Annotated in this window: 11 protein-coding genes; 5 read left to right on the top strand and 6 right to left on the bottom strand. The window is 40.5% G+C overall.

Annotated features, from left to right (window positions below; translation table 11 throughout):
* Positions 1 to 57: 57 nt before the first annotated feature.
* A complete protein-coding gene (gene pbp1b / locus HT728_RS07115) occupies positions 58 to 2,517 on the bottom strand; it encodes a penicillin-binding protein PBP1B (protein ID WP_173234509.1) in 2,460 nt (819 codons plus the stop codon).
* Between the two features lie 141 nt (positions 2,518 to 2,658).
* Between pbp1b and tyrS the strand changes: the two genes are divergently transcribed.
* Positions 2,659 to 3,915 carry a tyrosine--tRNA ligase gene (gene tyrS / locus HT728_RS07110; RefSeq protein ID WP_049494745.1) on the top strand — a complete coding sequence of 419 codons (1,257 nt, stop codon included), beginning with the start codon at positions 2,659 to 2,661 and terminating at the stop codon, positions 3,913 to 3,915.
* 77 nt (positions 3,916 to 3,992) lie between these two features.
* Here tyrS and HT728_RS07105 read toward each other — a convergent pair whose 3' ends face one another.
* Together HT728_RS07105 and HT728_RS07100 are read right to left on the bottom strand one after the other, a co-directional pair.
* Positions 3,993 to 6,053: a heavy metal translocating P-type ATPase gene (locus HT728_RS07105; RefSeq protein WP_173234507.1), complete on the bottom strand. Its 2,061-nt coding sequence runs from the start codon at positions 6,051 to 6,053 to the stop codon at positions 3,993 to 3,995.
* 1 nt (position 6,054) lies between these two features.
* Complete coding sequence (locus HT728_RS07100; protein WP_000910910.1) at positions 6,055 to 6,333, bottom strand: DUF6110 family protein; 279 nt, start codon at positions 6,331 to 6,333, stop codon at positions 6,055 to 6,057.
* Positions 6,334 to 6,483: 150 nt separating this feature from the next.
* Here HT728_RS07100 and HT728_RS07095 point away from each other — a divergent pair, with 150 nt between their 5' ends.
* Positions 6,484 to 7,332 carry a putative RNA methyltransferase gene (locus HT728_RS07095; RefSeq protein ID WP_164226276.1) on the top strand — a complete coding sequence of 283 codons (849 nt, stop codon included), beginning with the start codon at positions 6,484 to 6,486 and terminating at the stop codon, positions 7,330 to 7,332.
* A 341-nt stretch (positions 7,333 to 7,673) separates the two neighbouring features.
* Here HT728_RS07095 and HT728_RS10670 read toward each other — a convergent pair whose 3' ends face one another.
* The 3 genes from HT728_RS10670 to malQ all read right to left on the bottom strand — a co-directional run bounded on the left by HT728_RS10670 (position 7,674) and on the right by malQ (position 11,949).
* The gene (locus tag HT728_RS10670) at positions 7,674 to 7,880 is read right to left on the bottom strand and encodes a hypothetical protein (RefSeq protein WP_240148998.1); all 207 of its coding nucleotides are present in this window, start codon (positions 7,878 to 7,880) and stop codon (positions 7,674 to 7,676) included.
* 219 nt (positions 7,881 to 8,099) lie between these two features.
* A complete protein-coding gene (glgP, locus tag HT728_RS07090) occupies positions 8,100 to 10,358 on the bottom strand; it encodes a glycogen/starch/alpha-glucan family phosphorylase (RefSeq protein ID WP_173234505.1) in 2,259 nt (752 codons plus the stop codon).
* A 25-nt stretch (positions 10,359 to 10,383) separates the two neighbouring features.
* A complete protein-coding gene (gene malQ, locus HT728_RS07085) occupies positions 10,384 to 11,949 on the bottom strand; it encodes a 4-alpha-glucanotransferase (protein WP_345890040.1) in 1,566 nt (521 codons plus the stop codon).
* A gap of 502 nt (positions 11,950 to 12,451) precedes the next feature.
* On the opposite strand from malQ, the gene HT728_RS07080 reads away from it, so the two are divergent.
* The 3 genes from HT728_RS07080 (at position 12,452) to HT728_RS07070 (ending at position 15,970) form a co-directional block, all read left to right on the top strand.
* Complete coding sequence (locus tag HT728_RS07080) at positions 12,452 to 13,723, top strand: extracellular solute-binding protein (protein ID WP_173234501.1); 1,272 nt, start codon at positions 12,452 to 12,454, stop codon at positions 13,721 to 13,723.
* 110 nt (positions 13,724 to 13,833) lie between these two features.
* Positions 13,834 to 15,126 carry a sugar ABC transporter permease gene (locus HT728_RS07075; protein ID WP_049513553.1) on the top strand — a complete coding sequence of 431 codons (1,293 nt, stop codon included), beginning with the start codon at positions 13,834 to 13,836 and terminating at the stop codon, positions 15,124 to 15,126.
* A 1-nt stretch (position 15,127) separates the two neighbouring features.
* A complete protein-coding gene (locus HT728_RS07070) occupies positions 15,128 to 15,970 on the top strand; it encodes a sugar ABC transporter permease (protein WP_119946937.1) in 843 nt (280 codons plus the stop codon).
* Positions 15,971 to 16,116 lie beyond the last annotated feature (146 nt).

Here is a 16,116-nt window from a genome sequence, read left to right as displayed (position 1 = left end):
AAAGAAAAAAGTGGCAATCCATTGATTCGCCACTTCATTTAGCACAGTTTATAGAACTTATCGTCTCGCCCTTGAAGAAGAAGGTCGTGTAGTACTTGAGTTACTGCTATCACTAGAGCTACTACTTGAACTGCTGGAGCTTGATGGAGTTGGTAGACTCCCCACGATGCTAGACCAAGCATTCTGATAATCCGCATCACTTCCACCAATAGCAAAGCGATAACTGGTCGTTGGCGCTCCTGTCTTATTAGCCCAATAGCTGGTAACAGTCGAACCTGTAACATCTACCTCTTTTCCTTCAACAGAAACCTTCCCTGGTTTTTGACCTGTTGATTTCAAGACTTCGGATTTTACGACACTAGGATCTAAAGCGAAGCGCTCGTTCCCCCAAATGCTTGGTGAGGCTTGCTGAATCGCATTTACCAGATGAGCCATGTAATTAGAGTTATTGGAATAACCTGCTCTACGTGACAATGAATGATTATCATCATGCCCAATCCAGCCACCTAGGGTTAATCTAGGTGTCGAAAGCATGAGCCACATATTTTCGTCTTGGTTGGTTGTCCCAGTCTTCCCAATCCAATCTGCATTAGCTAAAGTAGGATTTAAAGAAGTCAGGTTAGCCTTGAAGGTTGTTGTCACACGAGAGGATAGAACTTCTCGCAACAAGCCCTGCATAATTGTCGCAGTAGCTTTTGAATAGACTTGAACCGGTTTATCCTGATACTCATACACCACTCTACCATCTGCTGCTTCAATTTTAGAAATCACATGCTTCTGATGATAAACTCCATTATTAGCCAAGGTCTGATAGCCATTGGTATGCTGGGCAACTGTGACTTCAATACCACCACCCATTGGCAAGCTCTCAATACCGTACTCAGGAATCTCGTAACCCATCTTTTCCATATAACCCTTGACATCAACACCCTTTTCACGGAGCATACGATAGGTCCAGTAAGCAGGAATATTCCATGAATAGTTCAGAGCTTCTCCCAAGGTCATCATTCCTGTTCCCTTGCTATTAGCATACATAATCGGATTACCATTAGCAAAATTTGTTGGATAGTTAGATAGAATCGTTTCGCTTCCCATCAAGCCCTGGTCAATAGCAATACCGTAGGCCAGCAAGGGCTTGGTAGTAGAAGCTGGCGAACGTTTGGTATCAAAGGCATGATTATTTTGATTTTCTTGATAATTACGACCACCTACAAAGCCTAGAATAGCACCTGTTTGGTTGTCCATCAAGACATTCCCTACTTCTACACGACCTGTTCCATCGTCTAAAAGATAGCCATAGTCAGCAACCGCACTTTGCATAGCAGAATGAATTTTCTGGTCTATGGTAGTAGTAATCTTATAACCACCATTTTCAATTTCCTTGGCTGCCAAATCGCGATAAAACTTCTGAGTTGCCTCATTTTTCAACTCCTTAGCGGAGACATTGTCTCTCTGAGCTAGATAGTCATACATACGTTCTTGAGCTTCTGCCAAAGTTGTAAAGTATAAATAGTCTCGTGAAATTCCTGTGACCGTGCCCGATGGTAAAAAGTCCTGTTTAAGGTCATAATCCTTGTACTGAGAATACTCGTCCTTGCTTAATGCACCTGTACGATACATACTATAAAGAACTGCCTTAGCCCGTCTTAAGCCAATTTCTAGGTCTTCATCACTCTTCAACTCTCCAGTATTTTCATAAGGAGAGTAAGTAATGGGACTCTGTGGAAGTCCTGCTAAAAATGCTGCTTGAGGAACAGTCAACTGGCTGGCATCTACACCGAAAATTCCCTCAGCTGCCTGCTGAGCTCCTGCAATATTCTGCCCCTTATTATTTCGGCCAAAGGGAGCCACATTGAGATAAGTCGTTAAAATCTCATCTTTATTCATGGCGCGTTCCAAGGCAAGAGCATCCACAATCTCTGTCGCCTTACGAGCCAAGGTCGGCGCATCCCCAACCACCTGCTGTTTAATTAGTTGCTGGGTCAAGGTTGAACCCCCACTAGAGGAACCCAAACCTACAAATTTCCCCAAGGTCGCACGAATCACCGCCTTGGGCACTACACCCTTATGTTCTTTAAAGTGTTCATCTTCCGTCGCAATGATAGCCTTCTTCAGATTTTCCGAAATTTGCTCAGATGAGATAGAAGTGCGCAACAAATCACTCTCTATGGAAGCAATCACCGTCCCATCCGCATAGGTAATCTCTGAAATAGAAGAGATGTCCTTGACCTGATGTACCAATTCTTCTGTCTGAGGCACCCGAACCTTGTCAAATAAGGCCACCCCGTACCCCAAAGCAATCCCAGCTCCCAACATTCCTCCTAGAAAACCGAGCACAAAGAGCAAGTTAAATAAAGCTTTTATACTCAGTAAAATAGCTGGAAAAATGGCTGGCCTATCTAAGGATTTAGATTTCTCGGCACTTGAGCCTTTCTTGCCAGGTCTAGCTGATTTTTTATTTTTTTGCTGGAAAAATTCCAGCATTTTTCGTTTTAATTCATTTAATTGATTTTGCATGGATTTCCTCACTCTATCTATTATACCACAAAAGGGAAACTTTCAATAAAATAGCCACTTTCTTCCCTATTCTGCTAGGCTATTGCCCAAGTTTGTGATACAATAGGTAGAAACAATAATTTTAAAAAGGAGAAAAGACACATGCACATTTTTGATGAGCTAAAAGAGCGTGGTTTGATTTTTCAAACGACTGATGAAGAAGCTTTGCGTAAAGCCCTAGAAGAAGGTCAAGTTTCTTATTATACTGGCTACGATCCAACTGCTGACAGCCTTCACCTAGGCCACCTTGTCGCAATCTTGACAAGTCGTCGCTTGCAACTAGCAGGTCACAAACCTTATGCGCTCGTTGGCGGTGCTACAGGTCTCATCGGAGATCCGTCCTTCAAAGATGCTGAACGTAGTCTCCAAACAAAAGACACAGTAAATGGCTGGGTCAAGTCTATCCAAGGACAACTTTCTCGTTTTCTTGACTTTGAAAATGGCGAAAATAAAGCTGTCATGGTCAACAACTACGACTGGTTTGGCAGCATCAGCTTCATTGACTTCCTCCGTGACATTGGAAAATACTTCACGGTCAACTACATGATGAGTAAGGAATCTGTTAAAAAACGGATCGAAACAGGAATTTCTTACACTGAGTTTGCTTACCAAATCATGCAAGGGTACGACTTCTTCGTCCTTAACCAAGACCACAACGTAACGCTTCAAATCGGTGGTTCTGACCAGTGGGGAAATATGACAGCTGGTACCGAATTACTTCGTCGTAAGGCTGACAAAACTGGTCACGTTATCACTGTTCCACTGATTACCGATGCAACTGGTAAGAAATTTGGTAAATCAGAAGGAAACGCAGTTTGGCTCAATCCTGAAAAGACTTCTCCATACGAAATGTACCAATTCTGGATGAATGTCATGGATGCTGACGCTGTTCGCTTCTTGAAAATCTTTACTTTCTTGTCACTTGATGAGATCGAAGACATCCGCAAACAATTTGAAGCAGCTCCACACGAACGCTTGGCTCAAAAAGTCTTGGCTCGTGAAGTCGTCACACTTGTTCATGGCGAAGAAGCTTACAAAGAAGCCCTCAACATCACTGAGCAACTCTTTGCAGGAAACATCAAAAACCTTTCTGTTAAAGAACTCAAACAAGGACTTCGGGGTGTACCAAACTACCAAGTTCAAGCAGATGAAAACCACAATATCGTAGAACTGCTCGTGTCATCTGGTGTGGTTAACTCAAAACGCCAAGCCCGTGAAGACGTTCAAAACGGTGCTATCTACGTCAACGGCGACCGCATCCAAGACCTTGACTATGTCTTGAGTGATGCTGATAAGTTAGAGAACGAACTGACTGTTATCCGTCGTGGGAAGAAAAAATACTTTGTATTGACTTACTAAACTGTTCAACATTTACCTATAAACAAAGGAGTTACCCTCGAGAAAGGTAACTCCTTTTTGCTGTGAATAGTCCCTACCTATCCCTTAATAGACAGGCTACGCAGTACAATGCGTAAGGTTGTTAGATTATGTAAGATAGAAAGATTTGAAGGGCTGAGCCAGTTAAACAAGCCAAAGCCAATCAAACTACTATTTACGACAACGGTATCTTGAATATTCTTCTTGATGAGTGTTTGCAAAGATGATGATAGCCAATCCAACTCTTGGAAGAAATCCAAGCGATTATCTAACAATAAGATATCACTCATCTGCTTAGAAATATCTGCACTCTCATTCATCACCACACCGATATCTGATAGGGTTAGAGCAGCTGAGTCATTCAACCCATCCCCAACCATCAAAATAGTGTGACCTGCTTTCTGCAGTTCCTCTACTAACTCAAATTTCCCATCAGGTTTCAAGTCTGTATAGACCTGATCAAAGGGCAAATCTTTGACTAATTCCTCTGTTCTAACCAAGGTGTCCCCTGTTGCCAGAATCAATTTTTTCCCTTGTGCCTTAAGTTTCTCCAAGGCTGCTTTTGCTTCTTTTCTCAAAGGAGTATGAATGCAGAACATTCCAATCAATTCATTCTGATAAGCCAAGAATAAGAGATTGTAGTGGCTCTTGTACTCTTCAATTAAAGCATTTTGTTCTGAACTGATATGAATTTGCTCATCCTGCATCAAGACATAATTCCCAATAAGAACTGGTTGCCCATCTATATGAGATTTAATCCCCTTGCTTGCGATATATTGGAGTTTCCCATGCATTTCCTCATGTTCAATTCCCTCTATCTCGGCTTGCTTGACGATGGCATTAGCAATAGGATGATAAATGTGTTCCTCAAGACAGGCACTGATTCTGAGAATATCTTCCTCACTATAGTCCCCAAAAGGTAACACCTTTTCAACTATAGGATAACTAGTTGTGATTGTTCCCGTCTTATCAAACAAGAAAGTATCAACTTCCAGATATTTCTCCAGAACATCCCCATCCTTAATCACCATTTCACGATTCAACCCCTCCTTGATAGCTGTCAAATAAGCTACAGGAGTAGAGATTTTCAAAGCGCAGGAGAAATCGACCAATAGGAAAGAGATAGCCTTAGAAAAAGAACCTGTTAATAGGTAAGTCAGTCCAGCCCCCAAGAAATTATATTTGACGACCTTATCCGCCATCTTGATGAAATAGCGTTGTTTCGTTTTCTTGTTTTCTTCAGATTTCTTCATCAACTCAATCAGTTGTAAAATCCGGCTGTTCATCTGATTATCGGTTACACGAATGCGTAACTCTCCAGTTTCTAATACTGTATTTGCACAAACCGAATCAAACTCTCTTTTTTCAACTGGAAAACTCTCTCCCGTCAAGGAACTTTCGTTGACCATACCTAAACCTGAAACTACTTGTCCATCAAACAGAATTTCATTTCCTTGAGATAGGACCAAGACATCTCCTATTTGAACATCGGAACTCTTGATACTAACGACCGTATCCCCCTGTACTAGAAATACATCGCTCTCTTTTGCAAGAAGGCTTTGTTCTAAATCTGTTGCCGTTTTTTTCAAGGACCACTGATCTAAATGATTCCCCAAATCAAGCATAAACATGATATTGCTAGCTGTCTTGGATTGGTTCATAAATAAGGACAATAAAATCGCCGAACAGTCCAAAACCTCCATCGTTAGTTCCTTACGCGCTAGTGTTTGATAGGCTTCTCTAATATAACCAAAAGCCTGATAACAAGTCCATATATAGCGAATAGGATACGGCACAAAACTACGAAAAAGTATACGCTTAATCGCTGCACCTGAAACTATAGAATAAGCACTCTCTTCTCTACGAATGGGAAGAGTCATCAACTCAGAAACATTCCCTTTATCAATTCTTTTTAAAAAGGCTTCTGCATTATCTAATACAGAAAAGCCTTCTTTTATACGTAGAGTAAAGTGCTGTTGATCCATGTAAAACTGGATAGACTCAATCCCCTTTTCATCTCTCGCCAAGGAACGAAGATAGTCTTGAATATCCAAGGTGAGTGAAAAAGAAGATGATAGTCGGATATGTTGGTATCCTCTATGTAGCACTTTAAAAGACATATTATTCTCCTATAAGGCTATCTAATTGCTCTTCTTTTTTCTCTTGCTCGTACAAATATTTGGCATCTTGCAAGACATCGTCTCCATGTTGCTTCACAACAGAAACAGATGCGTCTAGCCCGTCTTTCAACTTGTAAGCCTTAGCCAAAGCTTTAGAATAACCTTTTTTAGCTTCCTTACTTGCCAAGATTTTCAAACCAAGGGTACCAAATGCAACTCCACCTAAAAAGAGTGATGATTTTTTCGCAACTTTTGCGACGGTCAATACTTCTTTTAACATACTTATTTCCTCCTAGCTATTATTATATAACAATTTAGATATAAAAGCAATTTAATTTTGGCACTTTGAAAAGTAATTATACTACTATTTAATTTTATTACAAATCATCCTAAAGTTGCTTTCATTTGCCTCTTTTGATACACTTAAACTATGAATACAAATCTCAAACCTAAACTCCAGCGTTTTGCTTCTGCGACTGCCTTTGCCTGCCCTATCTGCCAAGAAAATCTGACTCTGGTAGAGACTAGTCTCAAGTGCTGCAACCGTCATTCTTTTGACTTGGCTAAATTTGGCTATGTCAATCTGGCACCTCAAATTAAGCAATCTGCTAACTACGACAAGGAAAATTTTCAAAACCGCCAACAAATCCTAGAAGCTGGATTTTACCAAGCTATTCTAGAGGTCGTCTCTGATTTACTTTCAAGCTCAAAAAATGCCAAAACAATTTTAGATATCGGTTGTGGTGAAGGTTTCTACTCTCGTAAACTCCAAGAAAGTCACTCTGAAAAAACTTTCTATGCCTTTGACATCTCCAAAGATTCAGTCCAAATCGCTGCCAAGAGCGAACCCAACTGGGCAGTCAACTGGTTCGTTGGTGACTTGGCTCGTCTTCCTATAAAAGACGCTAGCATGGATATCCTGCTTGATATCTTCTCACCTGCCAACTATGGAGAATTTCGTCGCGTTTTATCCAAAGACGGTATCTTGATAAAGATTATCCCAACTGAAAATCATCTCAAGGAAATCCGTCAGAAGGTACAAGACCAGCTGACAAACAAGGATTATTCTAATCAAGATATCAAGGAGCATTTCCAGGAACACTTTACCATCCTATCTAACCAAACGGCCTCTCTGACTAAGACTATCACAGCAGAACAGCTCCAAGCCCTACTCAGCATGACCCCTCTACTCTTTCATATCGACCAGAGCAAGATTGACTGGAGCCAACTGACAGAAATTACCATTGAAGCAGAGATTCTGGTTGGGAAAGTACTATAAACTATACTTCCCAAAGGTATAAAACTTACCGAAAATCTTCAATATTACGAAAACGCATAAGAACAGGTGGTCAAAAACCTTAATCTTATGCGTTTTGTTATAGTTTCCATACACATTAAGGGGAAATATTTGAAATCAGTTCTTTTAATAACCATTGAATACCATATAGTACATTTACCCCAAATATGATATAGGCCGTATAAATCAAGTATTTCGATTTTTCCCGCCTTAAAGAATAGATCTTGTACAAGATAAACAAATTTAAAATAATAAATAACAGAGACAAAATCTTCCCTCCAAAATCAATCATAAAAGTAGGCAGTCAAGCATAGTTCTAATCTTTATTTTCGATTCGAGATAACAAACTTATCAATAAATAGCAAGTGAAATAAGGCAAGTGTAATTCCAAATAAGCACCCATGATAAGAGATTTCTTGATGGGTAAGGGGGAAAAGAGTATCATTACCCGCCAAGAGGCAGGTCAAAATGATAAATAAAATCCAAAATAAATCCGTCCATTTATATTTTGAAAAATATTTTTTCCACATAAAAACACCTTCTTTCCTACAATTATATTATAATACTTTATGTAATCGAATACAAGGGGTATGAGGTTGAAAGAGAGTAAAAAGCAGTATTTAAAGCCTTCACTGTATCTATGATTTCTATCTTTTTAAGACAAGATTGACTCAAATCTACATCATTAAAAAAGCGAATTTCAATCGAAACTCGCTTTTTTACAAAATGTATTAGTATAAATTTGTATCTTAGTTCAAGTGCCAGATATCTTCGTTATACTGAGCAATTGTACGGTCAGATGAGAAGAACCCTGCTTTAGAAATGTTAACGATGACTTTATCCAACCATGCGTCACGGTCTTCGTAGTCAGCCAACATTTGCTCTTTCACTTTGATGTAATCTTCTAAGTCAAGAAGAGTCATGAACCAGTCTTTGTTGATCAATTCATTGTAAAGACGTTCCAAGCGCTCTTTATTTCCAGCTGCAAGAACTGCATCGCTAACGATGAAGTCAACCAATGGTTTGATAGCTTTACGAGCGTAGAATTCGCTTGATTTGTAAGCTGCTTTTGCGTAAAGGTCGATAACAGTTTCTGAATCTTCACCGAAAATGTAGATGTTTTCGTCGCCAACCAACTCAGCGATTTCCACGTTAGCACCGTCCATAGTACCAAGAGTCAAAGCTCCGTTCAACATGAATTTCATGTTACCAGTACCTGAAGCTTCTTTAGAAGCAAGTGAGATTTGTTCTGAAATATCACATGCTGGGATAAGGAAGCTTGCTGCAGTAACGTTGTAGTTTTCAACCATAACTACTTGCAAGTGTGGAGCTACTGCTGGATCGTTAGCAATCACTTCTGACATGCAAAGAATCAAGTGGATAATGTCTTGAGCGATTGTGTAGGCTGGAGCTGCTTTACCACCAAAGAAGATTGTGATTGGACGAGCAGGGATGTTACCAGCTTTGATGTCAAGGTATTTGTGGATTACGTACAAGGCGTTCATTTGTTGACGTTTGTACTCGTGAAGACGTTTGATTTGGATATCAAAGATAGAGTTTGGATTGATTTCCACACCTTGGTGTTCTTTCAAGTGACGAGCCAATTTACGTTTGTTGTGAGCCTTGATGCTTTCCAATTTTTCTTTGACAGCTGCCTTGTCTTCATAAGACAAGAGTTTTTCAAGCTCATCTGCTTCATGGTGCCAACCGTCTCCAAGAATCTCATCCAAGTAGTGAGACAAGCTTGGGTTAGCATGCATGAGCCAACGACGGAAAGTGATACCGTTTGTTTTGTTGTTGAATTTTTCTGGGTAAAGGTCGTAGAAAGCTTTCAACTCAGAATTTTTCAAGATTTCAGTGTGAAGTGCTGCAACCCCGTTAACACTGTATCCGTAGTGGATATCCATGTGAGCCATGTGAACACGTCCGCTCTCATCGATAATTTGAACAGCTGGATCTTTGTATTCTGCTTTCACGCGACGGTCCAATTCTTTAATGATTGGTACCAAGTGAGGAACCACTTCTTGCAAGAATTCAAGAGGCCATTTTTCAAGCGCTTCAGCAAGGATTGTGTGGTTAGTGTAGGCAGTCATGCTACGAACGATTGAGATTGCTTCGTCAAGCTCGATACCACGTGCAGTCAAAAGACGGATCAATTCAGGAATCACCATTGATGGGTGAGTATCGTTGATTTGTACAACTGCGTAATCAGCAAGGTCATGCAAGTTGCTTCCTTTTTCGATTGCTTCGTCGATGATCAATTGCGCACCGTTTGAAACCATGAAGTATTGTTGGAAGATACGGAGCAATTCACCTTGACGGTCACTATCATCTGGGTAAAGGAAGAGAGTCAAGTTGCGAGCGATGTCTGTCTTGTCAAAGCTGATACCATCTTTAATAATAGAAGAATCAACTGAATCCAAGTCAAACAAACGCAAGCGGTTCTTCGTTTCTGTCTTGTAACCAGGAACATCAATATCATAAAGAGTTGATGTCAAAGTAAAGTCTGCAAATGGCACTTGGTAGCTACGGCTTGAGCGAACCAACCAGTTTTGCTCTGTCAACCATGCATTTGGAATTGTTTCTTGTTGGTTGTTTTTAAGAACTTGTTGGAAAAGACCAAAGTGGTAGTTAAGACCAACACCGTCACCATTCAAACCAAGAGTAGCAATTGAGTCGATAAAGCAGGCAGCTAAACGTCCCAAACCACCATTACCAAGAGATGGTTCTAATTCAACTTCTTCAACTTCGATCAAGTCTTTACCTGCAGCAGCAAGTTCTTTTTTGACATCGTCGTAAAGACCAAGGTTGATCAAGTTGTTTGACAAGAGTTTACCAATCAAGAACTCAGCTGAGATGTAGTAAACTTTTTTCTTACCAGTGTTAACTGGTTTTTGGCTACTTGCAAGCTTGCTGTAGTTAAGAAGAGCAAGGTAAAGCTCTTCATTGCTACATTCTGCAATGGTTTTATTGTAACGATTTTGTACAAATTCTTGTAGTGATAACATGTTTAAGATGTCTCCTGATATTGTATTATTTCTTTAATTCTACCAAATTTTCATTAATTCGGCGATAGATTGTTGTCAAGTCAAGCAAACCTTCCTCGACAGCTGGTGTCAATTGTTCTTCAGTCATACGCCAAGACCAGTTTCCACCAAGGGTAGATGGGAAGTTCATACGAGCTGTCTCATCCAATTCTAGCAAATCTTGCATAGTTGCAATTGCCATGAAGCTAACTGATGAAAAGACTGTACGAAGCATAGCATGTGGCACTGTTTCGTATTCTTTACGATTAGTGTAGCGAGCCATGTACTCACGAGTCGCATCATCAATCTCGTTACGGTACCAACCAAGAACCGTGTTGTTATCGTGAGTTCCTGTGTACATAACTGAGTTAGCAGGTGCCAAGTGTGGGCTATCGATACTTTCATCTTCTGGGTTGAAGGCAAATTGAAGAATCTTCATTCCTGGGAAGCCAGTACGTTCACGCAACTCGATAACTTCATCTGTCATGAAACCAAGGTCTTCTGCGATGATGTTTAACTCACCAAGTTCTTCCTTAACGGCTGCAAAGAGCTTGTAGCCAGGACCTTTGACCCACTCACCAGGTGCTGCTGTATCAGAACCAGCAGGGATTTCCCAGTAAGATTCGAAACCACGGAAGTGGTCGATACGAACGATGTCGTAGATTTTGAAGCTTTCACGCAAGCGTTCAATCCACCATTTGTAGCCGTCTTTGTCCATTGCTTCCCAGTCATAGATTGGGTTACCCCAAAGCTGACCAGTTGCAGAAAACTCATCTGGCGGGCATCCTGCGATGCAAGTAGCCTTACCATTGACATCTGTCTTAAAGAGATGTGGATTTGCCCACATATCGCTTGAATCTTCCGCTACGTAGATTGGCATGTCCCCAACGATTTCGATGTGGTTGTCGTTAGCGTAAGCTTTCAATTTCAACCATTGTTGGAAGAAGAAGTATTGAGTCACACGGTGGTAAACCAATTTGTCTGCCAATTGCTCACGGTAGCTTTCAAGTGCTGAAGTTTTACGAGCACGAGCATCTGCATCTGGCCATTCAGTCCAAGCAAGATTTTCAAAATGCTCTTTGATAGCCATATACTCAGCAAAGAGCTCAAGCCATGATTGGTTGTCTTGAGCAAATTTCTCAAAATCTTTAACATCTCCGACTTCAAAGAAACGTTTCACCGCTTTTTCTAAAAGAGGACGACGTGCATAGTAGATTTTAGCATAGTCAACTTCAGACGCATCGCTACCAAAGTCAACTCCTTCAAGGTCACTTGCTTCCAACAAACCTTGCTCCACTAAGATATCTAAATCAATAAAATGAGTGTTTCCTGCGAAGGCTGAGAAAGATTGGTAAGGAGAATCCCCGTAACTAGTTGTTCCTAATGGAAGGATTTGCCAGTAACGTTGTTTTGTACGAACCAAGAAATCAACGAAGTCGTAAGCACTTTGACCAAATGATCCGATTCCGTAAGCTCCTGGAAGAGAAGAGATGTGCATCAACACACCACTTTGACGTTTTTTCATAATAGCACCTCGTGTGTTAAAATAATGGAACGTTGCGTATTTTAGCAGACGCAAACGTTTGCGCTACTTATAAGTATACTCCTTTTCAAGCATAATTGCAAGCGTTTTTAAAAAACTTTTTTGATTATTTTTAAGGAGACTAACTCATTTTAGCAAAGATAACTGAAAACTATCTAATCCTAAAGTTTGACTCTCATGAGACAGTCTACAAAGTGCAAAACCTCCTCAGAAAACTTTAATTTATATGCGAGGGACACAAAGGTCTATAGAAAATAGATAGGAATTAGAAACAGGGAGATAGCCCCTCCTGATTTCCCTCTTTAGATAGATTCCATCTATTTTTTATTAAAAATACTGTATTCTTATCTATTTCACACTTTTCTTCTATTAAAAAGCAAAATCATGCTATCAAATCAAGCTTAAAAATTTTTTAAAATTTTTGACAAAAACACTTGCAACCGTTTTCTATTTGTGCTATACTAAGCTCATAAAGGAAAACGTTTGCGTTTCCTTGTCAATAAAACTTGCTATTCTTTAGGAGGAATACACTATGTCATCTAAATTCACGAAGAGCGCTGCTGTGCTTGGAACTGTTACACTTGCTAGCTTGCTTTTGGTAGCTTGCGGAAGCAAAACTGCTGATAAGCCTGCTGATTCTGGTTCATCTGAAGCCAAAGAACTCACTGTATATGTAGACGAAGGATATAAGAGCTATATTGAAGAGATTGCTAAAGCTTATGAAAAAGAAGCTGGCGTAAAAATTACTCTTAAAACTGGTGATGCTCTAGGAGGTCTTGATAAACTTTCACTTGATAACCAATCTGGTAATGTCCCTGATATTATGATGGCTCCATACGACCGTGTAGGTAGCCTTGGTTCTGACGGACAACTTTCAGAAGTGAAATTGAGCGATGGTGCTAAAACAGACGACACAACTAAATCTCTTGTAACCGCTGCTAATGGTAAAGTTTACGGTGCTCCTGCCGTTATCGAGTCACTTGTTATGTACTACAACAAAGACTTGGTAAAAGATGCTCCAAAAACATTTGCTGACTTGGAAAACCTTGCTAAAGATAGCAAATATGCCTTCGCTGGAGAAGATGGCAAAACTACTGCCTTCCTAGCTGACTGGACAAACTTCTACTATGCATACGGACTTCTTGCTGGTAACGGCGGATACGTATTCGGTCAAAATGGTAAAGATCCTAAAGACATCGGTCTTGCCAACGACGGTTCTATCGCAGGTATCAACTACGCTAAATCTTGGTATGAAAAATGGCCTAAAGGTATGCAAGATACTGAAGGCGCTGGAAACTTGATCCAAACTCATTTCCAAGAAGGTAAAACAGCTGCTATCATCGACGGACCTTGGAAAGCTCAAGCTTTCAAAGATGCTAAAGTAAACTACGGAGTTGCAACTATTCCAACTCTTCCAAATGGAAAAGAATATGCTGCATTCGGTGGTGGTAAAGCCTGGGTCATCCCTCAAGCCGTTAAGAACCTTGAAGCTTCTCAAAAATTTGTAGACTTCCTTGTTTCAACTGAACAACAAAAAGCCTTATACGATAAGACTAACGAAATCCCAGCGAATACTGAAGCTCGTTCATACGCTGAAGGTAAAAACGATGAGTTGACAACAGCTGTTATCAAACAGTTCAAGAGCACTCAGCCACTGCCAAACATCTCTCAAATGTCTGCAGTTTGGGATCCAGCGAAAAACATGCTCTTTGATGCTGTAAGTGGTCAAAAAGATGCGAAAACATCTGCTAACGATGCTGTAACATTGATTAAAGAAACAATCAAACAAAAATTTGGTGAATAACAAATTTGTTCAAGGGGGGTGGAAATCAAATCCCCCTTTGAATTTATCAATAGAAACACAAATAATTTAGCTTTCTTATAAAAAAGCAGTATCCTATGAAAGGAGTTATTATGGAAAAGCAACAACCTAGTAAAGCAGCCCTGCTGTCTATCATTCCTGGGTTAGGACAGATTTACAATAAACAAAAAGCCAAAGGTTTTATCTTCCTTGGTGTAACCATCGTATTTGTCCTTTACTTCCTAGCACTTGCAGCCCCTGAATTGAGCAACCTCATCACTCTTGGTGACAAGCCAGGTCGTGACAATTCCCTCTTTATGCTGATTCGTGGTGCCTTCCATTTAATCTTTGTAGTCGTTTATGTACTCTTTTATTTCTCAAATATTAAAGATGCACATACGATTGCAAAACGCATTAACAATGGAATTCCAGTTCCACGTACCCTCAAAGAAATGATCAAAGGAATCTATGAAAATGGCTTCCCTTACCTCTTGATCATTCCATCTTATGTTGCCATGACTTTTGCGATTATCTTCCCAGTTATCGTAACCTTGATGATCGCCTTTACTAACTATGACTTCCAACACTTACCACCAAACAAATTGTTGGACTGGGTTGGTTTGACCAACTTTACAAACATTTGGAGCTTGAGTACCTTCCGTTCTGCCTTTGGTTCTGTTCTTTCTTGGACTATCATCTGGGCTTTATCTGCCTCAACTTTGCAGATCGTGATTGGTATCTTCACAGCTATCATTGCTAACCAGCCATTTATCAAAGGAAAACGTATCTTCGGTGTTATTTTCCTTCTTCCTTGGGCTGTTCCAGCCTTCATCACTATCTTGACATTCTCAAACATGTTTAACGATAGTGTCGGAGCTATCAACACTCAAGTATTGCCAATCTTTGCTAAATTCCTTCCTTTCCTTGATGGGGCTCTTATTCCTTGGAAAACAGACCCAACTTGGACTAAGATTGCCTTGATTATGATGCAAGGTTGGCTCGGATTCCCATACATCTACGTTTTGACCTTGGGTATCTTGCAATCTATTCCTAACGACCTTTACGAAGCAGCTTATATTGACGGTGCTAATGCTTGGCAAAAATTCCGCAACATCACTTTCCCAATGATTTTGGCTGTTGCGGCACCTACTTTGATTAGCCAATACACCTTCAACTTTAACAACTTCTCTATCATGTACCTCTTCAATGGTGGAGGACCTGGTAGTGTCGGTGGTGGAGCTGGTTCAACCGATATCTTGATCTCATGGATCTACCGTTTGACAACAGGTACATCTCCTCAATACTCAATGGCGGCAGCTGTTACCTTGATTATCTCTATCATTGTCATCTCAATCTCTATGATCGCATTCAAGAAACTACACGCATTTGATATGGAGGACGTCTAAGATGAATAACTCAATTAAACTCAAACGTAGACTGACTCAAACCCTTACTTACCTTTACCTGATTGGTCTATCAATTGTCATTATCTATCCACTTTTGATTACCATCATGTCAGCCTTTAAAGCAGGTAACGTCTCAGCCTTTAAACTAGATACTAACATCGACCTCAATTTTGATAACTTTAAAGGCCTCTTCACTGAAACCTTGTACGGCACTTGGTACCTCAACACTTTGATTATCGCCTTGATTACCATGGCTGTTCAAACAAGTATCATCGTACTTGCTGGTTATGCTTACAGCCGTTATAACTTCTTGGCTCGTAAACAAAGTTTGGTTTTCTTCTTGATTATCCAAATGGTGCCAACCATGGCCGCTTTGACAGCCTTCTTCGTTATGGCGCTTATGTTGAACGCCCTTAACCACAGCTGGTTCCTCATCTTCCTCTACGTTGGTGGTGGTATCCCGATGAATGCTTGGCTCATGAAAGGCTACTTCGATACAGTGCCAATGTCTTTAGACGAATCTGCAAAACTAGACGGTGCAGGACACTTCCGCCGCTTCTGGCAAATTGTTCTTCCACTTGTTCGCCCAATGGTTGCCGTACAAGCTCTCTGGGCCTTCATGGGACCTTTCGGGGACTACATCCTCTCTAGTTTCTTGCTTCGTGAGAAAGAATACTTTACTGTTGCCGTTGGTCTCCAAACCTTCGTTAACAATGCGAAGAACTTGAAGATTGCCTACTTCTCAGCAGGTGCTATCCTCATCGCCCTTCCGATCAGTATTCTCTTCTTCTTCCTACAAAAGAACTTTGTTTCAGGACTTACAAGTGGTGGCGACAAGGGATAATATATCCCCGCCACCCTTTTTCATTTTATACTCTTCGGAAATCTCTTCAAACCACGTCAGCTTCCATCTGCAACCTCAAAACACTGTTTTGAGCAACCTGTGGCTAGCTTCCTAGTTTGCTCTTTGATTTTCATTGAGTATTAACG

The organism is Streptococcus sp. 544, from assembly GCF_013277385.1.
In the GTDB taxonomy this organism is placed as follows: domain Bacteria; phylum Bacillota; class Bacilli; order Lactobacillales; family Streptococcaceae; genus Streptococcus; species Streptococcus mitis_BA.
The sequence above is the reverse complement of the archived record's forward strand: the minus strand, read 5'-3'. Positions and strand labels throughout refer to the sequence as shown.

Coding starts and splice junctions, on each gene's coding strand:
- HT728_RS10670 (WP_240148998.1), bottom strand. CDS start 7,880: ATGTGGAAAAAATATTTTTCAAAATATAAATGGACGGATTTATTTTGG.
- glgP (WP_173234505.1), bottom strand. CDS start 10,358: ATGTTATCACTACAAGAATTTGTACAAAATCGTTACAATAAAACCATT.
- HT728_RS07070 (WP_119946937.1), top strand. CDS start 15,128: ATGAATAACTCAATTAAACTCAAACGTAGACTGACTCAAACCCTTACT.
- HT728_RS07105 (WP_173234507.1), bottom strand. CDS start 6,053: ATGTCTTTTAAAGTGCTACATAGAGGATACCAACATATCCGACTATCA.
- HT728_RS07100 (WP_000910910.1), bottom strand. CDS start 6,333: ATGTTAAAAGAAGTATTGACCGTCGCAAAAGTTGCGAAAAAATCATCA.
- HT728_RS07080 (WP_173234501.1), top strand. CDS start 12,452: ATGTCATCTAAATTCACGAAGAGCGCTGCTGTGCTTGGAACTGTTACA.
- tyrS (WP_049494745.1), top strand. CDS start 2,659: ATGCACATTTTTGATGAGCTAAAAGAGCGTGGTTTGATTTTTCAAACG.
- HT728_RS07075 (WP_049513553.1), top strand. CDS start 13,834: ATGGAAAAGCAACAACCTAGTAAAGCAGCCCTGCTGTCTATCATTCCT.
- HT728_RS07095 (WP_164226276.1), top strand. CDS start 6,484: ATGAATACAAATCTCAAACCTAAACTCCAGCGTTTTGCTTCTGCGACT.
- pbp1b (WP_173234509.1), bottom strand. CDS start 2,517: ATGCAAAATCAATTAAATGAATTAAAACGAAAAATGCTGGAATTTTTC.